Consider the following 21,105-nt stretch of genomic DNA (forward strand, 5'->3'; position numbering starts at 1 on the left):
GTTCCGGAACCGTCTGATGCTGTTCTAGCCAAGCCTTCCTGAACGCGCCGCGAACGGACTGTTTGGTTTCGTTCATCTTTGGCTAGCTGCTTGTTTGACAATCACTAATCTGAAAAATCCGCCAAATTCGCGCGATCTTCCGTGCCAATATGGCGATGGCGCGACGCACGGCCCTTCAGCATGTAACGCCGGGTAACGCGGCAGGTTACCGTAATTAACTCAAAGCGCGCGCGGCATCCTTCTAGCGCTTCCTCCACCATGGCTGACTCGCGGGGGCGAACCGGCGCGCATGGGCAGTTGAGGAAACAGAACAGCATGAAGCGGGTGAAAATCGGGCTGGTGGTGGCCGTCATCGCCCTGCTCGGTGCGATCATGTTGTTTTCCCGCGCAGGCGAAACCGGTCCACAGCCACCTGCCGCCGGGGGGCAATTTCACCTTCACCGATGATCTGGGCCGCAGCGTCACGGTCAACCGCCCGGTCAAGCGGGTGGCAATTTTCAACCGCTATGGCGTGGAATTCATCCGTGCGATTGCCGGCATGGATCCGATTGTGGGTGTCGATGCCGGCACTGCGAAGGAACGCGAATATTGGCCGGGGATCGAAAACATCGCCATTGTCGGGCAGGGGCAGGCGACACCCAATTACGATGCCATCGTGGCCCTGCGCCCGGATCTGGTGATTCTGCCGCGCAATGGCAGCTGGCAGGAAGCGGAACGGGTGCTGACCCCGCTGCATATCCCCGTCGCCGTCATCACCGCCTGGGATGTGCTCAAGCATGAGGAAAACGTCACGCTGATGGGGCAATTGTTTGACCGCCCTGACCAGGCGGCGGAGCTCAACGCTTTCTATCAGCACTGGAACACGCTGTTGCAGGAACGGCTGAAGGGCGTGACGCGCAAGCGGGTCTATCTGGAGGAGGTCGGCGATTACCGCACCCTGCTGCCCGGTTCGGGCTGGCATGACATGATCGAGACCGGCGGCGGGCTGAATGTCTTCCGCGATGTGTCCATTACCGGGGACAACCAGTCGCGTGGCAGCGTGCAGGGTTTCACCGTCGATCCGGAAGAAGTGATCGCGCGTGCACCCGATGTCATCCTGAAGCTGCAGCCGGGGCAATATGCGCCGCATCCGCGCGAGTTTTCGCGCCAGGTGCTGACCGGCATTGCGGCCCGCCCCGGCTTTGCCGGCACACCGGCGGTGCGCGAAGGGCAGGTCTATCACATGTCCTATTACCTTGCTGGCGGCTGTTCGAAGATCGTCGGCGCACTGCAGGTGGCCAAATGGCTCTATCCCGAACGCTTTGCCGATATCGATCCGGCAGCGGTGATGAACGAATGGCTGACCCGGTTTCAGCATGTCCCGGCGCAGCAGGGCTACACCGCCGGCCTGGGTGAGTTTCGCCGTTGATCGGGGATGAGCGGGCAGTGCGGGCGGCGCTGGGCGCGCCATGGCTGATCGGCGGCGCCATGCTGCTGCTCTGCCTTGCCGCGCTGGTGTCCAGCACAATGGGTGTCACCCAGATCGGGCTCGGCGATGCCATGCTCGCGCTGATATCGCCGCTGCTGCCCGCGCGCTGGAACGCGGGGCTTTCCGCGCAGGATATTGCGATCCTCACCACGCTGCGCCTGCCGCGCACGCTGATGGCGATCATCGCCGGCGCCGGGCTCGCGATTGCCGGGGTGGCGATGCAGGGCATCACCCGCAATGTGCTGGTCAGCCCCTATACGATCGGCATTTCCCCGGCGGCCAGCTTCGGCGCCTCGCTGGCGATGCTGTCGGGCGGTTATTATGGCGGCGCCAGCCATGTGCTGGTGGTCGGCTCGGCCTTTCTGTCGGCCATCCTCTGTGCCGTGTTCGTGCTCGGGCTGGCGGCCATGCGCGGCATCAGCGGCAATGTGCTGGTGCTGGCGGGCGTCGGCCTGTCCTATCTGTTCGGCGCGCTGACCGAAACGCTGCAATTCATCGCCACCGAACAGCAATTGGCGATGATCGTTCATTGGGCCTTCGGATCGGTCAATGGCGCCACCTGGGATGGCGTGAACACCACCGCCGCCGTGCTGGCGGTCATCTTCCCGCTGCTGCTGGCGCAGGCCTGGGCGCTCAATGCCTTTGCCGCCGGGGGTGATGAGGTTGCCGCATCGCTCGGCTTTCCCGTGGCCCGCACGCGGATCGTGGTGACCATCGGCTCTGTACTGATGACGGCAGCCATCGTCAGCTATGTCGGGGTCATCGGTTTCGTCGGGCTGATCGCGCCGCATGTCGGGCGCATGCTGATCGGCGGCGATCACCGGCTGCTGCTGCCCTTTTCCGCCATTCTCGGCGGCTTGCTGCTGCTCTGTGCCGATCTGGCCGGGCGGCTGTTGTTCGCCCCGATCACGGTACCGGTGGGGATCGTGGTCGCTTACATCGGCGTGCCGCTGTTCCTGCATCTGCTGCTCAGCCGCAGGGGGCGCAGCGGATGACCCTGGCGGCCCATGACCTGACCCTGCAGCGCGGCCATCGCCTGCTGCTGGACGCTGTGGACCTGGTGCTGGCACCGGGCGAACTGGTCTGTTTGCTGGGCCCCAATGGCGCGGGCAAGAGCACGCTGATCCGCTGCCTTGACGGGATCTGGAAACCAGGCGCGGGGTCGATCCATATCGACGGTACACCGCTCAGCCGGATCGGCCGGGAAGAGCTGGCTCGCACCATCGCCTATGTCCCGCAACAGAGCGGCGAAACACTTGGCCTCAGCGTGGCGGAGATGGTCACGCTCGGCCGGGCAGCCCATCGCCATCGGGAAAACGGGGCGCAGCGGCGCGAAATGGTGCATCAGGTGCTGGCCCGCTTCAACTTGCAGGCTATGGCCCAGCGTCCGTTCGATGCCTTGAGCGGCGGGGAACGGCAACGCGTGCTGATCGCGCGCGCCGTGGCGCAGGATGCCCGCTACATGCTGCTGGACGAACCCACCAGCGCGCTGGATCTGCGCCACCAGCTCGAAACCCTGCGCACGGTACGCAGGCTGGTGGATGAAAACGGCATCGGCGCGCTGACGGCGATTCATGATCTCAGCGCTGCTGCCCGTTTTGCCGATCGTGTCGCTTTGCTCGATCAGGGGCGGCTGGTCGCCGTGGGCAGATGGCAGGATGTGCTGACGCCAGCACGGCTGGCGGCGGTGTTCGGGGTGCAGGCGCATGTCGGGGTGGTCGAAGGCCTGCCCTATATTCTCCCGGCGGACAGTTGAGGGCACGCCCATGAACGACATGGTGCATGGGCAATGGGCCGATCAGCCGGCAAAGAGGGGGCAGGGCGATGCCCCGTCGGTGATCCTGCTCGGCCGGTCGGCGATCGCGGCCGTACCGATCCAGTAAATGGAGGCGCTGGCCGCCCTGCTGGCCATGCGGGGCGGGCTGGCATCGGTCCGCATCGCCTTTTCCGAACAGGGCAAGCCGGCACTGCGCGAAGAATTGCTGCGGACCATCGATGAAGGGGCGACATCGATCGTCATCCTGCCGGTGATGCTGCCGGTCGAACCTAGCCATCATGCCTGGCTGATGAAGGCGATTTCCCGCTGGGAACGCGAAGACGGGCGTATCTGGCCGGACATCCGCATCGCCCCCTTGCTCAGCGAACTCCCGGCCATGGCCGCACTGCTGGGCAGCGCGCTGGATCGCGCGATGGGGGATGCGCCAATGGGCCGCGTGGCGGAAAAGCCGCGCGAAGGATCGATCGTTCCGGCGCAGCAGCGGCGCGTGCTGGTCTGCCATGGCGGCCCCTGCACGGCGGCGGGCGCGGCACTGGTGTGCCTCGGTCCCTGCAATCTGGCCCCGGTAGTGCAGGTCTGCCCGGAAAACACCTATTATGGCGGGGTCGATGAAGCGGCGGTGGATGCCATCATCCGCGATCACATCCTGCAGGGTATGGTGGCGCGTGATTACGCCTATCCCGCCGATGGCCGCAAACAGGTGTTGCGCAAAAGCTGACCCTCCCTACCGACGCTGCTTTGTCCGTTCAGGCGGCAGGGGCTGGCCGGCGAGGTAACACATGCCGTCCCGCCGCTCTGGCACCGAAAGCCGGTCTGTCGCATTAGAAGAAGAATCGAAGGACCCGGGAACAGCTGTGCCTGAACAGGAACTGCAAGGATTTGGCGCCCGCAGACGGCCCCGTTGGGGTGCGCTGCTGCTGGTCGGTCTGTTCCATGTGGCCGCATTGGTGGGGCTGGTGCGCGCCTTTGCTCCGGATTTGGGCACGCAGGTGATGGAACGGGCCGGCGCTCTTGTCACCGTGGTGGTGCGTACGCGGGATGAACCACCCCCGCCAGCAGCGCCCGCGCCGGACCCGCAATCTGTGCCGGATGAAGGCGCTGCCGCTCCCGAAGCTGCAGCAGCCACCCCGAAAGAAGTGACCGTCCCTGAGGTGCGAACACCTTTGGCCTCGCCCAGCCCGGCACCGCGCGCCTCGGCCACCGGCGATGAAAACAGCGCCGGGGCAGGGGAAAGTGGCGATGGCACCGGGGCCGGGGCCGGGGGCGAGGGTGACGGGCTGGGCAGCGGGCGCGGTGGTGGCGGCCGTGGCGGGATCATGGTGACCAGGCCGGAAAAAATCGCCGGCGACATCAATGCCGAAAGCGATTTCGCCACGCCCCCGGGCGGGCGGCAGATCCGCTGGGGCCAGCGTGTGGTGGTGCATATGACCGTGGGTGTGGATGGCCGTGCCAGCAATTGTCGGATTGTCGAACCCAGTCCCGATCCGACCGCCGATCAGCGGGTCTGCGATCTGGCGGAAGAACGGTTCCGTTTTCGCCCCGCGCGCGACGGCAACGGTGATCCTGTCCCGGCTATCTATGGCTGGCAGCAGTGGTGGCGCCCGCGTGGCTGAATTTCGGACTTATTTGTCCCCGATCTGTCTCAGTCGGTGTGGTTTTCCGTGATTCCGCGCTTACCGTTACAATTGCCGTTGCGTCCGGGCGGCAGGTGGGTGAAAGGGCGGATATGACGGCGATTCACCCGGTAGTCCTGTGTGGTGGCAGCGGAACGCGGCTTTGGCCGCGCAGTCGCAAGACCATGCCCAAGCCCTTCCTGCCCCTGGTGGGCGAACGGACCCTGTTCCAGGAAACGCTTGATCGCTGTGCCGATGCAGCCCTGTTCGCCGCGCCGGTGATCGTCACCGGTGCCGCGCATGTGGCGCATGTGCAGGCGCAATCGGGTGATCATCCCGGCACGACCGTCATCGTCGAACCGGAAGCCAAGAACACCGCCGCTGCTGTTGCGCTGGCGGCCGCGCGCCTGCCTGCCGATGCGGTGATGCTTGTTTGCCCGAGTGACCACCACATTGCCGATACGGCGGCATTCCAGGCCGCCGCCCAGGCTGCTGCAAAGCTGGCGCAGGATGATTGGCTGGTATCCTTCGGTATCGCCGCCACGGCGCCCGAAACCGGTTTCGGCTATATCCGGCGCGGGGACGCGCTGGAGGGCGGGTTCCAGGTCGAACGTTTCGTCGAAAAGCCGGATCTTGCCACGGCAGAAGCCTTTCTGGCGGATGGCAATTACAGCTGGAATGGCGGCATCTTCGCCTATCGAGCCGGCTTCTTCATGGAAGAGCTTAGCCGCTTCCGTCCCGATATCGCCGATGCAGTGCGCGCGTCCGTGGTCGAAGGTACGCAGGATGGTGCCGCCTTCCATCCGGCGGCTGCGCCTTTCGGGGCGATCGATGGGGAATCGGTCGATTATGCCGTGATGGAACCGACCGAGCGCGCCGCCGTGGTGCCAGTGTCGATGGGGTGGTCCGATATCGGCAATTGGCAGGCACTGCGCGATGCCCGTGCGGGCGACCAGGCTGACAACCGCATCCGTGGCACGGTCGAACTGGTCGATTGTCGCAATGTGCTGGCCGAAACCGATGGTCCGCGCATTTCCATCATCGGGCTGGACGATATCGCCGTGATCGTCGACGGGGATGAAGTGCTGGTCACCACCATGGCCGGCGCGCAGAAGGTCGGCAAGCTGGGCGGCGCAACCAACCAGTAATTGCGATTTTCGCGGCGGTGCAGGGAGCAGGATCGGTCCGCGCCGATCATGGCGATTGCCGATGGGCCCTGTTTCCTGCCATCCAGGGATATTGTAGTCAGCAATATCCCTACCGGAGCCTTCATGTTAGCCCAGACGATCCAGCTTGCCCTTGCTCCGGTGTTCGTGCTGGTGGCGATCGGCAATATAATGAACCTCCTGTCCTCCCGGTTGGGGCGTGTGGTGGACCGTTCGCGTCAGCTGCAGGGTCTCTACCGCACCACCACGGGGACGGAACATGATGCGATCGTGCGCGAAATCCGGCTGGTTTCGCGGCGGATCAACACCATCGGCCGCGCCATCCTGCTGATGGTGCTCGCGGGCCTGGCGATCGGTGCCGTGGTCGGGCTGCTGTTTCTGGAAGAATTTGCCGGGCTGGCGCTGCAGCCGGTCATCGCTGGCGTGTTTATTGTCGCCATTTCGCTGCTGATGGCGGCTCTGCTGCTGTTCCTGCATGAAACCCGCATTGCCACCGCAGCGCTGGAAATCCCGGAAACCTTCTTGGAACTTGAACGCAAGCTCTGATCGGAACCTGCCTCACGCGCCACTGCCCGGGCATTGGCGCAGTCTGTCACGCGCTGCCAGCCCATCGCGCCAGCTGACATCCAGCACCTGCCTGCCGTCGATCGACAGGCGGAAACGCTGCGTGTCCATCATCGTGGCCAGCACCGCCTCTGCCGATGGCACGGCCAGCGCAATGACCCCGCTGCCGCTGCGCGGATCGGTGTAGCTGTAACCGCGCACGGTTTGGGTTTCGGCTTCTTCGTCCTGCCACAGATTCACCTGGGTCAGTTCCGTGTCATCGGGTGTGGGCAGATTCCGGCCCCAGAACTTCAGCATGGCGCCGCGATAAGGGCCGCCGGGCCCGAACACGCCGACCAGACCTTCGGCACTGGTGAACAGCACCATGCAATGTTCGCCCGGTTCCGCCCGGCGCCCGGTCACCTCGGAATAGGTCCAGAAACCATTGTCGTAATCCTGCGACATCTGGGTCAGCTTGATGCCGGGATCGTCGCTGTTCATGCCCAGCCGCGTGGCCGCCAGATCCGCCAGCGCCTGCCGCAGCTGTTCGATCTTTTCGCGCGTGGTTTCCGGGGAGACCTGCCGCTGCCAGGTCGGATCGACCAGCGGCGTGTCATCGCCTGTCTCACCCGGATTGGCGAAGCAGACGCCCGCCCCCTGGAAGCCAGGCCCGCTGGCCATGCCGATCTGGGATTCGCCAGGGCCCGGTCCGCCCGGGCAGAGATAGGTCTGCGCCTGCGCCGTGCCGGGAATGGCGATCGCCAGCATGGCCGCGATCGGTAGGCCCAGCAGCATGGGCAGGGTTGGGCGAAACCGTCGTGAAGCAGCCATGCCGGCAATCCTTGTGAAATTGCCCGGAAATCTAGCCTAATCTGACAGGGATGTAAGTGGTTTCAGCGCAGCAGTTTCTGCCCTTGGTCGCGGATTGCGCCGCTGACGATCGGTTCGAAGAAAGACAGCGCAGCCGGAAGCGCCACGTGGAAGATCACCTGACTGTCTTCGATGATCACATAGCCGTCGATCGTCTGGCCCATGGCGGCGATCGACATGTCCATCCGGTCTTCACCGGGCCAGCTGGTGGTAACCTCGGCCATGCCACCGGGAATCCCGCTGGCGATTTTGTGGCTGCTGTTGCGCAGTCGGCTGCGCACCGTGTCGCGGTCCAGCGTGTGGGGAATTGCGACTTCCATCAGGGTTTCCCGTCCACTGGCGCTTCGGGTCCGTCGCCATATTTGTATTCGAGATAGCGTGTGCGGATGGCCAGATCGTCCAGCGATCCTTCCGCCAGCTGGCGGGTTACGCGGTCGATTTCGCCACTGATCTTGCCCAGGCTTTCCACCAGCTGCTGGTCCGGGGTCGATCCGCTGCGCTGCTCGCGGCGCAGCTGCGCGGGAATGCGGCGGTAGCTGTCGATGGTTTCCGGCAGCAATTCCCCCACCAGCTTGCGGGTTTCGCCAGCCGCCGGATGGCCCGGATCGACATGTTCCAGCTGCAGGCCCAGCGCGTCCAGCCGCACGCCCAGCTGTTCCACTACGGTGACTGCCGGGGCGGGCAGGGCGGGGCGCTGGTGTTCCAGCCACAATTCGGTGCGTGCGACCAGCTGCCGGGCGTCCTGCGTCCGCGCCAGCTGGTCGCGCGTCGGTGCCTTGGTCTTGGGGAAATTGGCGAAGACAATCACGGCGGTGATGATCACCAGAAATGTGATCATTACGCCGGTAAAGCCGATGCCATCCAGCACGATCCCGGCGGCGGCAGCGGCAACAATGATCGCCACCAGCGATGCTGCGATCCAGCTGATCCGCGTCTTCAGATTGCGCCGGCGCAGCTCTGCCGAACCCTGGCCGATGGATTGCGCCGTCGCGGCCCGATGGCGGCCGCCCTGCTGGTTGTCGCGCACCAGCGCCCGACCTTCGGTCAGGATGCGATCACTCTGCCGGGTCAGGTCGTCTGCCATCAATTGTCCAGCGACAGCAGCGATTGTTCACCCGCAGTCACCTGCGCGGCGGCCTGTGCCTGGCCTTCCGCCCGCGCGATATAGCCCTTGGATTTTTCCACCTCTGCCGACAGCGTGGTGACCGTCTGCTTCATGGAATCGAGCGCGCGGAGCTTGAAAGTATCGATATTGTCCATCGTGTCATAAATATTCTGGAACGCGCGCTGCAGCGTTTCGAGCGGGATGGTCGAGCTGGCGGCCTGCTCGTGAATCTTGCTCGACTGGTCGGCCAGCATCTTGCTGGTGGAATCGATGATATTGGCGGTGGTGGTGTTGAGTGCGGTGATCTGCTGCAGCACCAGCCGCTGGTTGGTCATGGCTTCGGCCACGGTCACCGCTGTGCGCAGCGCTCCCACGGTGGTGGTGCTGGCCCGATCGACGCCTTTCACCAGCTCCACATTGTTCTTCTTGACCAGATCCAGCGCCAGATAGCCCTGCACGCTGACCGCCATCTGGGTCAGCAGATCCTGCGTCCGCTGTCGCACATAGAACAGCGCGGTTTCACGCAGCGCCTTGGCCTTGGCCGGGTCGCTGGAATCGAGATCGGCGGCCTGTTCTTCCAGCCTGGTATCCAGTGTGCGACCGATGTGGATCATCTGTTCCAGATTTCCCATCGCTTCCCACAGCTTGGTGCGTTCGACATCGATCGCGGCATTGTCCATCAGCAGCTCATCCTTGCCGCTGGCCAGGCTGGTCAGGATCGACTGGATATGCGTCTGTGAACTTTGATAGCTGCGGAAATAATCATTCAGCTTGTTGCCAAAGGGGATGATGCCCAGAATCTTGCGCGGGGTGGTCAGCGCGCCGCGCTTGCCGGGGTCCAGATCTTCCACCACGCGGCGCAGTTCGGCCAGATTGGCGCCGACGCCTTCATCCTTGTCCATCGCCCGGACCGGACGATCGAGGAAGCGGTTGGACATGCCGGCCGCAGACATCAGCTCCTTGCGGCCCATATTGGTGATCTGATCGACCTTCTTGCCGAAATCGGGGGAATTGGTGTCCATCGCCACCAGATCCGCCACGAAGCCATCCACCTTTTCTTCCAGCTTGCTGCGCTTTTCCGCATCGACCGGCACCAGCCCGGCGGCGCGTTCGGGGGCGACAACCGGCACCGGATCGGGCGGCGTCAGCTGCAAATCGTTCGCGGTCTTGGTGTCGATCTGGCTGGCCATCGCTGAACTGTTTCCTCTTCCGATCCCTGACCGCGGGCGGTCGCTCCGGGGTTTCCACTGTATTAGGGGCGCAAGACACGCCTTTCAAGCATGGCGCCCTGGCGCTGTCCCGAAAAGCCCCTGCTCGAAATCATTCCGCCCGCATGGTAACCCGCTTTTGAGCAGGAGGCGATATATGGCAGGTGAACTGACGGTGCTGGCATTGGCCGGCGTTTTGCTGATGGTGCACATCTTTGCCGCCATCCATGTGAAGACACAGCAATATGGCCGCGACTGGAATATGGGCGCGCGGGACGAAACCCTGCCGCCGCCCAGTCCCGTAGCCGGGCGGCTGAGTCGGGCGCAGGCCAATTTTCTCGAAACCCTGCCGCTGGCGATCATCGGCCTGGCCGGCGTGGTGATCGCGGGGAAGGCCGGGCCTGTCACGGTGCTGGCGGGCTGGGTGTGGCTGGTAGCGCGGGCGGTCTATCTGCCGCTCTATTGGGCCGGGATTCCGAAAATCCGCACACTGGTTTGGGGTGTCGGGCTGGTGGCCCTGCTGGTGCCACTGGGGGTATTGTTGTTCGGATAGAAAAAGGGCCAGCGATGGATCGCCGGCCCTTTCTTGAATGGGTGATCGTCAGGCGGCGATCTTGAACGGTTCGATTTCGCCCGACAGATAAAGCTTCTTGGCCTTGGCGCGGCTCAGCTTGCCCGAACTCGTACGGGGCAGGCTGCGCGGCGGTACCAGTTCGACCACGCAGTTCATGCCGGTGATTGAACGCACCTTGTCGCGGATCGTGTCGCGCAGGCGGACGCGTTCATCCGGGTCGGATATGCGGCAATGCACGAGCACGGCGGGCGCTTCCTCGCCATTTTCGGTCTCGACCGAGAAGGCGGCGATGTCACCATGGTTGAAGCCCGGCAATTGTTCCACGGCCCATTCGATATCCTGGGGCCAGTGGTTCTTGCCATTGATGATGATCATGTCCTTCGCCCGGCCGACGATGAACAGATAGCCATCGGCCATATAGCCCATGTCGCCGGTATCCAGCCAGCCATCGACCAGGCATTCGTTGGTCGCTTCCGGGTTCCGGAAATAGGAATGCATGACGCTGGGGCCACGGCACCAGACCTTGCCGATCTGGTGATCGCCCTTGACCTGGCCGGTTTCGCCACGGATTTCGACATCCATGTCGGGCAGTGGCTTGCCGCAATTGACGATCGCGCGATAACGGGCCGGGCGGGACAGATCGCGGATCGTGCCGCTCAGCCGCTCTTCTTCGACCAGCTCGACGCGAATGCCTTCGCTCGGCGGCATCACGGTCACGGCCAGGGTCGCCTCGGCCAGGCCATAGCTGGGGGTGAAGGCGGTCGCCTTGAAGCCAGCATCGGCGAAGGCGTTAACGAAATTCTGCATCACATCAGGGCGGATCATGTCCGCACCATTGCCAGCCAGCCGCCAGCGCGACAGGTCGAAGCGTTCCGACACATTCGACTGGCTGGAGATTCGGCGTGCGCAGATGTCATAGCCGAAGGTCGGCGAATAGCTGATCGTGGTACCCTTGTTGCGGCTGATCAGATCGAGCCAGGCGAGCGGGCGCCGCGCAAAATGTTCTGTCTTGAGATAGTCGACCGACACCTGATTGGCGATCAGCGACAGGAAGCAGCCGACCAGACCCATATCATGATACCAGGGCAGCCAGCTCACCACCCGGTCATTGTACCCGATGTCCATCGAATCGGCATGGCCGAACAGATTGTGCAGCAGGGCGCGATGGGTCACCGCCACACCGGTGGGGAAACGGGTCGATCCGGACGAATATTGCAGATAGCAGATATCGTCCGGCTCCGGGGTCGGCAGGTCGGCCTGGCTTTGTTCGCGGGTGGCGAAGCTTTCCCAGTCCACGCCTTCGCAACCCTGGCGGGCAGCGGCGACGGCCGTCATTTCGGCAATCTCTGCCGGATACAGCAGGATTTTGGGGTCGCAGCTGGAAAGCTGCACGCCCAGTTGCTCGATATAGTTGTCCTTCCCGCCGAATGTTGTCGGCAGCGGCAGTGGCACCGGCCAGGCGCCAGCATAGATCGTGCCGCAGAAAATCGCGGAAAATTCCGCGCTGGTTTCGGCGATGATCGCGACACGGTCGCCCTTGCCTACGCCGGCAGCTACCAGCCGCCGAGCCATGGCCAAGCCATCTTCGCGCATCTCACGATAGGTGTAAGCCCGCGTCAGCGTGCCACGCATATCATGGAAATTAAGGCCCTTTTCACTCCGCGCAGCGTAATCCACTGCTTCGGTGAAGGTTGCGAAATCCGCGCGCCGGCGCGGGAGGTCACAATCGTTGGGAGTGGGTGTCAGTTCGGTCATAAAATTGTTGCGATACCCGTCTAGCATGCGCGGAAAGCGCGCCCCATAAGGCGAAAACGGCGCCGAAACAAACCGGAGCCGCAACAAACCTCCCCATTTGGCAATGACTGTGGCACGAATAAGGCCAATGGAGTCCGATCCATCACCATCAGGCCGCACCCGGCGCACGATCCGCCCGCTCAATAGCACGCGTCTGGAAGAACTGGCTATCGCCTATGTGGCCCGATTCGCCACCAGCAGCGCGAAGCTGGAACGCTATCTGGCGCGCAAGATTCGGGAACGCGGTTGGGACGGAGAAGAGGATGCAAACCTGCCGGCGCTCGTTGCCCGCTATGTCGGTCTGGGATACGTCGACGACGCTGGCTTTGCCCGTGCGCGCAGCGGAAGCCTGTTGCGGCGCGGCTATGGACCGCGGCGAATCAGCCAGGCCCTGAACGAGGCCGGCATCGCTGCCGAAATCCGCCAGGATGTCAGTCCGGATGAAACCGCCCGGCGCCGGGCCGCCGTGGCTCTGGCCAGGCGGCGCCGGCTTGGCCCCTTTGCCGGGGGCGCGGGTGGCGCTGCCGATCCGGCTTTGCGGGACAAGCAGCTTGCGGCGATGCTGCGGGCAGGCCACAGCATGGATCATGCGCGGGCGATCCTGGCCCTGCCGGATGTTGACGCGGCCGAACGCTGGGCGGCCGAATGGGAAGATGATGATGGCTGACATGCGCCGTATCCTTGTTGCAGCTCTGATGATCGCGGTGGCCGCCTGTTCCCCAGGCGCGGGCAATGCCGGGTCGTCGCTGGCGGTGGCCGAAGATGTCTCCGTCGCGGCGGTGCACCCCGTCTCCGGCCTCGCCGTGCAACCGCTGACGGTGCAGGTGGGTCAGGGTGTTCATCGCTTCCGCGTGGAAATGGCCCGGACGGCGGAAGAACAAGCGCAGGGGCTGATGTTCCGCACCGAAATGGCCCCGGACGAAGGGATGCTGTTCCCCCGGCAAGAGGCGCGCATGGCAAGCTTCTGGATGAAGAACACGCTGATCCCGCTCGACATCATCTTCATCGGTGCGGACCAACGCATCATCAATATCGCCGCCAACACCGTGCCATATTCCACCGTCCCGGTTCCTTCTGACGGGCCCGCGCTGGCGATTCTGGAACTCAACGGCGGGCGCGCGGCAGAACTGGGGATTGTTCCGGGCGCGAAAGTCGAATGGTAAGCGCGCGCGAAAGCTTGCTTCGCCCCCCAGTCTGCGGCTAACGCGCGGCCATGGGAATCCTCGGCAAGATCTTCACCTGGTGGGATGGTGCGACCATCGGCACCTCGTTGTTCAGCTCTATGAACGGTGAACATGTCGGCACCGACGCGCAGGGCAACAAATATTACCGCGCGCGGAAGAAGAAGACCGTGGAAGGCCGGGAGCGGCGCTGGGTCATCTATGACGGTGCCAATGACGCCAGCCGCGTGCCGGCCGAATGGCATGGCTGGCTGCATGGCGCGTTCGACGATCTGCCGGAAAGCAACCTGCCGCCCGCAAAGATCTGGGAAGCCGATTATTCTCCCAATGCCACCGGTACCACGGGCGCCTATCGCCCGCAGGGTGCGCTGGAACGTGGAGGGCAGCGTGCCCGTGCTACCGGCGATTACGAATCTTGGGCGCCCGACGCGTGAAACCCGGCGCCGGCCTTGCCGGATGGGCGGTTCTTCTGGCGGCCGGCATTGTGGCAGGCTGCACCGGCGGCGCGCCGGAACCAGAGGCTGAACAGACCGACGTTCCCAAGGAATTGGCGAACCAGCGTCAGGCACAGCCGGCGGTCGCGGAAGGTGAACAGCTCGGCACCCCGCTGGCTGAACGGGTCGCCACGATCGGCCTGCTGAACAAGCGCAATAACCTCTCGCAGGATATTCAGCTCAAGCCTGGCGAAACCCGCCGTGCGGGCGATGTGGTTATCCATCTGTCCAGCTGCGAACGGACGGCGCCATGGGAAAACCCGCCGGAGACCGGGGCATTTGTCCAGGTTTCCGTGCGTGAACGCGCCAATGCCGAATCGGATTTTCAGTGGCGACGGGTCTTCTCAGGCTGGCTGTTCAAGAATTCGCCCAGCCTGAACGTGGTCGAACACCCGATTTATGACGTCTGGGTCAAGGATTGCGCGATGAGCTTCCCGGGGGAAGAGGAAGCGCTCAAACCGAATGCTGGTGCATCCGGCGTCGCACGCCCTGCACCGCGCGCCGCACCCTCCGCCTCTCCGTCACCCACGCCAGAGGCTGCACCCGCCGCCCCGGCAGAACCCAGCACGGAAACATAGGCCAGCGGCAGCGGCGCGGCAGGCTGTCCTTCGCGGGCGGCTTCCAGTCGATCCCGGTATTCATCCTGGCTGATGGGCACGGCGCCCATCGACTGCAAATGATCAGTCATGAACTGGCAATCGAGCAATTCGCAGCCGGCATGGCGGAGCAGGGCGACCAGCCAGGCCAATGCGACCTTGCTGGCATTGTCGGCCCGGCTGAACATGCTCTCGCCGCAGAATACCCGGTCGAAAGCCACGCCATAGAGCCCGCCGACGAGCTTGCCCTGATCCCAGCATTCGATCGAATGGGCATGGCCTTGTGCATGCAGCGCGCGATAGCTGTTCGCGATTCGCCCGCTGATCCAGCTTTCGGGATGGCCGGGGCGCGGCGCGGCGCAGGCATCGATCACTTGGCCGAAGGCCTGATTGCAGGTGACGATGAAGCGATCGCGGCGAATCACCTTGGCCAGCGAATGCGAACAGCGAAATCCGTTGAGCGGGATGATGGCGCGCTCATCGGGTTCGACCCAGAAAATCTCTTCATCATCGCGGCTGTCGGCCATGGGAAAAATGCCACCGCGATAGGCCGCCAGCAGCAGCTCCGCCGGGATGATATGTGGTTCCTGCATCGACATATTCGTTCGGCTAGCAGAAGCTTTGCTGCTCGTCGCTTGCCAAGCGCGAACTTGGGCTATAGAGGCGCCCGAACCTGCAGGAGCGTAGCTCAGTTGGTAGAGCATCGGTCTCCAAAACCGAGGGCCGTGGGTTCGAGTCCCTCCGCTCCTGCCAGGTATTCCAATCAAGACATTCAATGGTCGGGCCTGCGATCTGGGCCACCGTCCGTTTTTGCTTTGTCGCTGTCGTGGCTGGTCTAGAGCACGGGCGGCACATGCGCCGAATCCGCGGAACTCTGCGGCAAGCCGTGCATTTAGGTTCCACAACACAATTTGGGAGCTGTGCACATGTCGGGCTTTGCCAATCGCACCTATCGCAGCAGCGCGCCGGACAAATGGACGATGCCGCGCCCCTATCGCGATGCCAGTCTTCGCCACCAGATGCATGGGCCGATCCGCCCTATGGAAGAACCCAGCTTTTTCGACCGGCTGTTCGGCCGGGTCTGATTCAAGCTAGCACTTGCGCAGCCGCGCATCGGCCATTTCGTTGCGCGGCTACCTGCGCGAATAACCTCGCCTGTCTTGCCAATTGCGGGTGGTATCGCTACATCCGCCAGCGTCTTCCGACATCGGAGCATCGCAGCCCCTCCCGGTTATCGCCGGGGTGGCGATGGCCCTATGGCGGAAACGGTTCAGTCTAAATGCGAGAGCGACACCGGAATCATGGCCAAGACAAGCCCCGCTGAATTCATCAAGCAGGTACGCACTGAGGCGTCCAAGGTTGTCTGGCCGTCGCTGACCGAGACCTATCGCACCGGCATTTTTGTGGCGATCATGATGATCATCTTGTCGGTGTTCTTCCTCGGTGTAGACAGCCTGTTTGGCGCCGTCGTGCGCTGGCTGCTCTCGCTGCTCTGATCCGGCTCGCGCATTTCACCGAAAGAGAAACATGGCCCGCTGGTATATCATCCACGCCTATTCCGGTTTTGAGAACAAGGTTCGCGAATCGATCCTGTCGGAAGCTGAACGTCTTGGCCTGTCCGAAGGCGTCGAAGCGGTGGAAGTTCCCACCGAAACCGTGACAGAGGTCAAGCGCGGCAAGAAAATCCAGGTCGAACGCAAGTTTATGCCTGGCTATGTTCTGGCCAAGCTGACGATGACGGACGATGTCTATCACCTCGTCAAGAACACACCCAAGGTTACTGGCTTCCTGGGATCGGGCGGCAAGCCGCAAGCGATTTCGGAACGCGAAGCTGCACGCTATTTCGGCGGTGTCGAGGAAGCCAAGGCTGCACCCAAGACGCAGGTCAGTGTCGATTATGAAATCGGCGATCAGGTCAAGGTGCTGGAAGGGCCCTTCGCCAGCTTCAACGGGGTCGTCGAAGAACTCGATTTCGACAAGAGCAAGGTCAAGGTGTCGGTGTCGATCTTCGGTCGTGGTACCCCGGTCGAACTCGATTTCGAACAGGTCGAACTGGTCAAGTAAGACTGTCGTCGTGAGGCGCATGCAGGGCGCGCGTTGGTACAATCCAGCGCGCGCCTTTCGCATGTATGCAAGCGCGCTATTGCTGACGCTGGCCAGTACGTTTTTACTCGCGTGTTCCGCTTTCGGGTTCCGTGGAAGACCGGGCCTTCATCGCCTCCAGTTCTTCTTCCACGTTGGCATCGTGCTGCAATTGTTCGAACGCCCGCAGCAGGGCAGCAACATCGTGCGGTGCGGATTGATTGTTGCGCGCGGCGGCTGATTCCAGTCGCTGTTCCAGCGTGTCGATCCGCCGCGCTTTATTGCGTGCGGCTGCCGCGATCGCGGCGGAGGTTTTTGCAGCCGTATTGGCCCGCGCTTCGGCGATGCGTGTGGCCGTATCGGTCAACCGGCTGGCCAGCTCCTCCAGCGTGCGGACGATATCGCCGGCTTCTTCGGTTGCCTGCTGTGCCACCTGGCGGGCTTCTGCTGCCACAGCCAGCGCGCGTTCGCGTTCGGACAAGGCAGCTCGCGCCAGATCTTCGCGCTGATGCGCCAGAGCGATGTTTGCCTTGGCGTGCCAGTCGCGGGCCAGATCCTCGCACGCACTGGCGAGGGATTCGCGGGATTTGCGATCGCGCAGTGCGCGCGCCAGTTCCGCCCGAGCCTTGACCGAATGATCCTGCAGTTCTGCATGCAGCAGGTCCAGCATCTTGACCGGATCCATCGCCCGGTCGATGGCGCTGCCATTGCTGGATAGCAGGTCACTGATGCGTGATGTGGTCTGGCGCATGCTGTCCTCAGGGCGCTGGTTTTCTCTGCCGGTGTCTACGGGTTGCGCACTTAACCGGGGGTAAAGGGACCGGTACTTGTCGTGGCGGCGTTCATCCGTTATGGGCCCGCTTCCCTTCGTACAGAATCGGGAACCATGCGGGAGGTGCCCTGGGTGCCGCTTGTACCGCTTACCATGAACCTTGTCCTGACGGGCAGGGTGACAGTGAGAAAAGGAGGTCAGCAATGGCCAAGAAGATTACCGGCTATATCAAGCTGCAGGTTGCTGCAGGTGCAGCCAACCCGTCGCCACCGATCGGCCCGGCCCTGGGCCAGCGCGGCGTGAACATCATGGAATTCTGCAAGGCGTTCAACGCTGCGACCGGCGAGCTCGAAAAGGGCATGCCGATCCCGACCGTGATCACCGTCTATGCAGACCGTTCGTTCACCTTCGAAACCAAGACCCCGCCCGCCAGCTTCCTGATCAAGAAGGCTGCCAATCTGAAGTCGGGTTCCAAGGAACCGGGCAAGGTGTCGGCCGGAACCATCGCCCGTTCGAAGCTGTCCGAAATCGCTGAAGCGAAGATGAAGGATCTGAACGCGCACGATATCGAACAGGCAACCAAGATTATCGAAGGCTCCGCGCGTTCGATGGGTCTCCAAGTGGTGGAGGGCTGAACCCATGGCAAAGCTGACCAAGCGCCAGAAGGCACTCAACGAACAGCTCGATGCTGAAAAGGTCTATGGCCTGAGCGAAGCTCTGGCGACCCTGCGTGAACTGTCGACCAAGAAGTTCGACGAAACGCTCGAAATCGCGATGAACCTGGGCGTCGATCCGCGTCACGCAGACCAGATGGTCCGTGGCATGGTTTCGCTTCCGGCCGGTACCGGCAAGGACATGCGCGTTGCCGTGTTCGCCAAGGGCGACAAGGCTCAGGAAGCTCTGGACGCTGGTGCGGACAAGGTTGGCGCAGAAGACCTGATGGAAGACATGCAGGCCGGCAACCTGAACTATGACCGCGTGATCGCCAGCCCTGACATGATGGGCGTGGTTGGCCGTCTGGGCAAGCTGCTGGGCCCCAAGGGCCTGATGCCGAACCCGAAGCTCGGCACCGTGACCCCCAACGTCGCGCAGGCTGTTAAGGATGCCAAGGGCGGCCAGGTGGAATTCCGCGTGGAAAAGCAGGGCATCATCCATTCCGGCCTGGGCAAGCTGTCCTTCACCGAAGATCAGCTGATCACCAACTTCAAGGCTTTCACTGACGCGATCGTCAAGGCGAAGCCGAGCGGTTCGAAGGGCAAGTATGTCCGCAAGGTGTCGCTCTCGACCACCATGGGCCCCGGCCTGAAGGTCGATCTGGCAGACGTCGAAGGCGCCTGATTTCAGACCCTGATTGAAAAAAGGGCCGGCGGAGCGATCCGCCGGCCCTTTTCATATGCGCAGCCCGCTTCGCGGGCGTTTCTGGCAGGATACCCAGCCATCCGCGCGGAATGGCCGGGTGGTGCCCTCCCGTCAGAAATTGCGCTTGAGCGAGAAGATGATCTCGCGCGGGCGACCGGGCATGCCATAGGCATTGCCGGACTGCGACACGCGGTCGTATTTGTTCATGTAGTAGAACTCATTGGTCAGATTGGTTGCTGCCACGGCGAATTCCCAATCCTTGTCCACGGTGCGATAAGTCAGGCGGGCATTGAGCAGGCCGCGTGATTCCACTTCACCGAGCAGATATCCTGGAATGCTGTTGGGAATATTACTCTGCATTTCCGATTGCCACACCCAGTCCACGCGCGGCGTGATTGTACCGAGATTGCCGGCATCGACCTCATACTGCGCACCCAAAGCATATTTCCATTTCGGTACAAAGGGGGCTTGGGTGACGCCGGGAATGATGCTCAGCGGATTGCCATCGGTGTCGAAGAAAAGGGCTCTTACGAATTCGAAGTCCGTGTAGCTGAGCGAACCATCAATCGACAGCCCTTCAACCGGGCGAGCGTCGAACTCGACTTCGAAACCCTTGATCTCAGCATCACCGACGTTGCGGGTGGCGGAGCAGAAGGGGAAACCGGGCGGGCTGATATCCGGGCAAGCGCTGACCAGGCCCTGATAATTGTTGTAGTCGGTCTTGTAACCGGCCAGGTTCAACCGCAAGCGGCGATCAAACAGCATCGTCTTGATGCCTAGCTCATAGGAAGTGGCGGTTTCCTGATCATAGGGAACAGCCTGCATTTCCAGATAGGGTCGGGGGTTGACGCCACCGCCCTTGAAGCCCGTTGCGACTTGTCCATAGATGCGAATGTCATCAGCAATTTCGTAGTCGCCTGCGACGCGCCAATCGAGCCGGCTTCCCTGAAAACCCTTGGTGATGCCATTGAGCGATGCCACGCGCACGTCTGTCGGTACGCCGGGAATGGGGCTGGTGCGGCTGAAAGTATAGGTCTTGTCTTCGTCAGTGTAGCGCAGGCCGCCGGTCAGGTTGAAGCGATCGGTGACATGGACGACGCCATGGGCAAATACGGAGATTGAGGTCTGTTTGAAAGGATCATTCGAATTGAAATCCAGCGCGGCTGCACCGACATTAACCCGTCCGCCCAGGTTGCTGTCTGCGTTGTAGTAATATCCACCAACCGTCAGGTCGAGCAGATCACCGAACGATGCCAGCAGGCGCAGCTCCTGCGTGAACTGGTCATGAGTGAAGGTGCTGAAGTTGTTCGAAAGATTGACCGGGCTGTTGTCGCCATCCCAGGCGCTTTGACCATCGGCATGACGGAAGGCGGTGACAGAGGTGATCGACAGGTTGTCGCTCAACTCGATATCCAGCTTGTTCGAAACACCCCAGGAATTCAGATAGCTGATCGCCGGGAAGGTGTATTGGTTGTCCGTACCCAGATAGCCGGAATAGTTTGCGTAGTTTGTGTATTCCTTCGGCCCGGTCACATAGCTGATGCCACCAGTGTCCGAGGCGGGCAGATAGATCGCCTTGCCCGGCGAAGCCTCTGACCGGTCGCGCGTCACATCGGCGATGAAGTTGTTTTCCACCCTGTCGTTGATGATCCAGCGCACGGCGGCGCGGCCGGCGATAACATTCTGCCCGCCTTCGGTGCCGATCACGCAATCATCGCCAGTGGCGAAATTGCCGCCCGGAACATCGACGCCATTGACGCAGCCATAATCCAGCCGGTCGAGATAGCCATCGACATAGCGGGCCGTGCCGGTCAGGCGCACGAACAGCTTGTCGGGCACGATCGTCACATTGGTGGCGGCCTTCAGGCTGATCCGGTCGAACGAACCGACCGAGGCCTCGATATAGGCATCCGGATCCGCATCGGGCAGGCGGCTGAACAGCTTGATCGATCCGCCGATGGAATTCTTGCCTGCCAGCGTGCCCTGCGGGCCGCGCAGGATTTCCACGCGTTCCAGATCGACCAGGTCGAAGGCGGTGCCGAAGGAAATGCCGTAATACACATCGTCGATATAGACGCCGACGCCCGGTTCATTGGGGAACTGAAAATCGTTCTGCCCGATCCCGCGAATATTGACCGCTGCGGTCTGGGCGCCGCCGCCCTGGCCACCGGCGGAAAAGCTGACGCTCGGTGCGCGCTGGGCCAGCTGTTCGACATTGGTTTGGCTGCGCGCTTCCATCAGGGCCGCATCGACTGCGGTGATGGCCAGCGGTGCTTCCTGCACGCTCTGGTTGCGGAACTGCGCGGTGACGACGATTTCATTGATGCCGTCGGTGCGGCCGCTTTCTTCCTGCGGCGCCTGGCTTGGTGCTTGGGTCTGCTCCTGAGCCTGTGCCGCTATCGGCAGGACCAGGGCGGTGGCAATGGCCGACATTGCGGCAGTCGCGCAAAGGCGACGCCGCGTGAGGATATTCCCCATCAGATCTCTCCCTAAAGATATGGTT

Annotated in this window: 26 protein-coding genes, 1 tRNA gene and 1 pseudogene; 18 read left to right on the forward strand and 10 right to left on the reverse strand. The window is 62.7% G+C overall.

All coding sequences use genetic code 11. The features are described 5' to 3' along the window. Positions 1-104: 104 nt before the first annotated feature. Positions 105-353: a hypothetical protein gene (locus GRI97_RS15085; RefSeq protein ID WP_235917869.1), complete on the reverse strand. Its 249-nt coding sequence runs from the start codon at positions 351-353 to the stop codon at positions 105-107. A gap of 11 nt (positions 354-364) precedes the next feature. On the opposite strand from GRI97_RS15085, the gene GRI97_RS15090 reads away from it, so the two are divergent. From GRI97_RS15090 to GRI97_RS15120, 7 genes are all read left to right on the forward strand, one after another. Then, the gene (locus GRI97_RS15090) at positions 365-1,408 is read left to right on the forward strand and encodes an ABC transporter substrate-binding protein (protein WP_161392029.1); all 1,044 of its coding nucleotides are present in this window, start codon (positions 365-367) and stop codon (positions 1,406-1,408) included. Then, positions 1,405-2,463: a FecCD family ABC transporter permease gene (locus GRI97_RS15095; protein ID WP_202392785.1), complete on the forward strand. Its 1,059-nt coding sequence runs from the start codon at positions 1,405-1,407 to the stop codon at positions 2,461-2,463. Before GRI97_RS15090 ends, GRI97_RS15095 begins: the two co-directional genes overlap by 4 nt. Continuing rightward, positions 2,460-3,224: an ABC transporter ATP-binding protein gene (locus tag GRI97_RS15100; protein WP_161392030.1), complete on the forward strand. Its 765-nt coding sequence runs from the start codon at positions 2,460-2,462 to the stop codon at positions 3,222-3,224. Before GRI97_RS15095 ends, GRI97_RS15100 begins: the two co-directional genes overlap by 4 nt. A gap of 127 nt (positions 3,225-3,351) precedes the next feature. Continuing rightward, positions 3,352-3,963 (forward strand): (2Fe-2S) ferredoxin domain-containing protein, encoded by a 612-nt coding sequence (locus GRI97_RS15105; RefSeq protein WP_202392786.1) that lies wholly within the window; start codon positions 3,352-3,354, stop codon positions 3,961-3,963. A 136-nt stretch (positions 3,964-4,099) separates the two neighbouring features. Then, the gene (locus GRI97_RS15110) at positions 4,100-4,858 is read left to right on the forward strand and encodes an energy transducer TonB (protein WP_328598575.1); all 759 of its coding nucleotides are present in this window, start codon (positions 4,100-4,102) and stop codon (positions 4,856-4,858) included. A 113-nt stretch (positions 4,859-4,971) separates the two neighbouring features. Next, positions 4,972-6,006: a mannose-1-phosphate guanylyltransferase gene (locus tag GRI97_RS15115; RefSeq protein WP_161392032.1), complete on the forward strand. Its 1,035-nt coding sequence runs from the start codon at positions 4,972-4,974 to the stop codon at positions 6,004-6,006. A gap of 123 nt (positions 6,007-6,129) precedes the next feature. Beyond that, positions 6,130-6,570 (forward strand): DUF2721 domain-containing protein, encoded by a 441-nt coding sequence (locus GRI97_RS15120; protein ID WP_161392033.1) that lies wholly within the window; start codon positions 6,130-6,132, stop codon positions 6,568-6,570. Between the two features lie 12 nt (positions 6,571-6,582). Here GRI97_RS15120 and GRI97_RS15125 read toward each other — a convergent pair whose 3' ends face one another. The 4 genes from GRI97_RS15125 to GRI97_RS15140 form a co-directional block, all read right to left on the reverse strand. Further along, on the reverse strand, positions 6,583-7,398 hold the full coding sequence (locus tag GRI97_RS15125; RefSeq protein WP_161392034.1) for a hypothetical protein: 816 nt from the start codon (positions 7,396-7,398) through the stop codon (positions 6,583-6,585). Between the two features lie 62 nt (positions 7,399-7,460). Beyond that, on the reverse strand, positions 7,461-7,757 hold the full coding sequence (locus GRI97_RS15130) for a polyhydroxyalkanoic acid system family protein (RefSeq protein WP_161392035.1): 297 nt from the start codon (positions 7,755-7,757) through the stop codon (positions 7,461-7,463). Then, on the reverse strand, positions 7,757-8,521 hold the full coding sequence (locus GRI97_RS15135) for a hypothetical protein (RefSeq protein WP_161392036.1): 765 nt from the start codon (positions 8,519-8,521) through the stop codon (positions 7,757-7,759). Before GRI97_RS15135 ends, GRI97_RS15130 begins: the two co-directional genes overlap by 1 nt. Next, on the reverse strand, positions 8,521-9,732 hold the full coding sequence (locus tag GRI97_RS15140; RefSeq protein WP_161392037.1) for a toxic anion resistance protein: 1,212 nt from the start codon (positions 9,730-9,732) through the stop codon (positions 8,521-8,523). The genes GRI97_RS15135 and GRI97_RS15140 overlap by 1 nt, the downstream gene beginning before the upstream one ends. A gap of 175 nt (positions 9,733-9,907) precedes the next feature. On the opposite strand from GRI97_RS15140, the gene GRI97_RS15145 reads away from it, so the two are divergent. Continuing rightward, a complete protein-coding gene (locus tag GRI97_RS15145) occupies positions 9,908-10,303 on the forward strand; it encodes an MAPEG family protein (RefSeq protein WP_161392038.1) in 396 nt (131 codons plus the stop codon). Positions 10,304-10,351: 48 nt separating this feature from the next. On the opposite strand, the gene GRI97_RS15150 is transcribed toward GRI97_RS15145, so the two are convergent. After that, a complete protein-coding gene (locus tag GRI97_RS15150; protein WP_161392039.1) occupies positions 10,352-12,079 on the reverse strand; it encodes a fatty acyl-AMP ligase in 1,728 nt (575 codons plus the stop codon). Between the two features lie 127 nt (positions 12,080-12,206). Here GRI97_RS15150 and GRI97_RS15155 point away from each other — a divergent pair, with 127 nt between their 5' ends. Genes GRI97_RS15155 through GRI97_RS15165 form a run of 3 tightly spaced genes read left to right on the forward strand, consistent with a single transcriptional unit; the run spans position 12,207 to position 13,733 of the window. Continuing rightward, the gene (locus GRI97_RS15155; RefSeq protein ID WP_161392040.1) at positions 12,207-12,785 is read left to right on the forward strand and encodes a regulatory protein RecX; all 579 of its coding nucleotides are present in this window, start codon (positions 12,207-12,209) and stop codon (positions 12,783-12,785) included. 1 nt (position 12,786) lies between these two features. Further along, on the forward strand, positions 12,787-13,281 hold the full coding sequence (locus GRI97_RS15160; protein WP_235917870.1) for a DUF192 domain-containing protein: 495 nt from the start codon (positions 12,787-12,789) through the stop codon (positions 13,279-13,281). Positions 13,282-13,331: 50 nt separating this feature from the next. Then, positions 13,332-13,733, forward strand: coding sequence for an NADH:ubiquinone oxidoreductase subunit NDUFA12 (locus GRI97_RS15165; RefSeq protein WP_161392041.1), 402 nt, complete (start codon positions 13,332-13,334; stop codon positions 13,731-13,733). Here the strand turns inward: GRI97_RS15165 and GRI97_RS18685 are convergent. Then, entirely contained in the window at positions 13,706-14,017 is a 312-nt protein-coding gene (locus tag GRI97_RS18685) for a hypothetical protein (RefSeq protein WP_235917901.1), read from the reverse strand. The genes GRI97_RS15165 and GRI97_RS18685 overlap by 28 nt on opposite strands. Between GRI97_RS18685 and GRI97_RS18690 the strand changes: the two are divergent. Continuing rightward, positions 13,967-14,155 (forward strand): annotated as a pseudogene (locus tag GRI97_RS18690) (DUF2155 domain-containing protein); the annotation flags it as partial. The gene GRI97_RS18685 and the pseudogene GRI97_RS18690 overlap by 51 nt on opposite strands. Positions 14,156-14,190: 35 nt before the next feature. On the opposite strand, the gene aat reads toward GRI97_RS18690, so the two are convergent. Further along, the gene (gene aat, locus GRI97_RS18695) at positions 14,191-14,982 is read right to left on the reverse strand and encodes a leucyl/phenylalanyl-tRNA--protein transferase (RefSeq protein ID WP_161392042.1); all 792 of its coding nucleotides are present in this window, start codon (positions 14,980-14,982) and stop codon (positions 14,191-14,193) included. A gap of 84 nt (positions 14,983-15,066) precedes the next feature. On the opposite strand from aat, the gene GRI97_RS15180 reads away from it, so the two are divergent. From GRI97_RS15180 to nusG, 4 genes are all read left to right on the forward strand, one after another. Beyond that, positions 15,067-15,142: transfer RNA gene (locus GRI97_RS15180), tRNA-Trp, on the forward strand. Between the two features lie 173 nt (positions 15,143-15,315). Beyond that, a complete protein-coding gene (locus GRI97_RS18455) occupies positions 15,316-15,474 on the forward strand; it encodes a hypothetical protein (protein ID WP_202392787.1) in 159 nt (52 codons plus the stop codon). Positions 15,475-15,690: 216 nt separating this feature from the next. Then, the gene (secE, locus tag GRI97_RS15185) at positions 15,691-15,885 is read left to right on the forward strand and encodes a preprotein translocase subunit SecE (protein ID WP_161392043.1); all 195 of its coding nucleotides are present in this window, start codon (positions 15,691-15,693) and stop codon (positions 15,883-15,885) included. 31 nt (positions 15,886-15,916) lie between these two features. Next, positions 15,917-16,453, forward strand: a complete 537-nt coding sequence (nusG, locus tag GRI97_RS15190) for a transcription termination/antitermination protein NusG (RefSeq protein WP_161392044.1) — start codon at positions 15,917-15,919, stop codon at positions 16,451-16,453. A gap of 103 nt (positions 16,454-16,556) precedes the next feature. On the opposite strand, the gene GRI97_RS15195 is transcribed toward nusG, so the two are convergent. Beyond that, a complete protein-coding gene (locus GRI97_RS15195; protein WP_161392045.1) occupies positions 16,557-17,222 on the reverse strand; it encodes a PspA/IM30 family protein in 666 nt (221 codons plus the stop codon). A 224-nt stretch (positions 17,223-17,446) separates the two neighbouring features. Between GRI97_RS15195 and rplK the strand changes: the two genes are divergently transcribed. After that, positions 17,447-17,878: a 50S ribosomal protein L11 gene (rplK, locus tag GRI97_RS15200; RefSeq protein ID WP_161392046.1), complete on the forward strand. Its 432-nt coding sequence runs from the start codon at positions 17,447-17,449 to the stop codon at positions 17,876-17,878. Positions 17,879-17,882: 4 nt separating this feature from the next. After that, the gene (gene rplA, locus GRI97_RS15205; protein WP_161392047.1) at positions 17,883-18,581 is read left to right on the forward strand and encodes a 50S ribosomal protein L1; all 699 of its coding nucleotides are present in this window, start codon (positions 17,883-17,885) and stop codon (positions 18,579-18,581) included. Positions 18,582-18,713: 132 nt separating this feature from the next. Here rplA and GRI97_RS15210 read toward each other — a convergent pair whose 3' ends face one another. Beyond that, complete coding sequence (locus GRI97_RS15210) at positions 18,714-21,035, reverse strand: TonB-dependent receptor (RefSeq protein ID WP_161392048.1); 2,322 nt, start codon at positions 21,033-21,035, stop codon at positions 18,714-18,716. Positions 21,036-21,105: the final 70 nt, after the last annotated feature.

This window comes from Croceibacterium xixiisoli, assembly GCF_009827305.1.
Classification (GTDB): Bacteria; Pseudomonadota; Alphaproteobacteria; order Sphingomonadales; family Sphingomonadaceae; genus Croceibacterium_C; species Croceibacterium_C xixiisoli.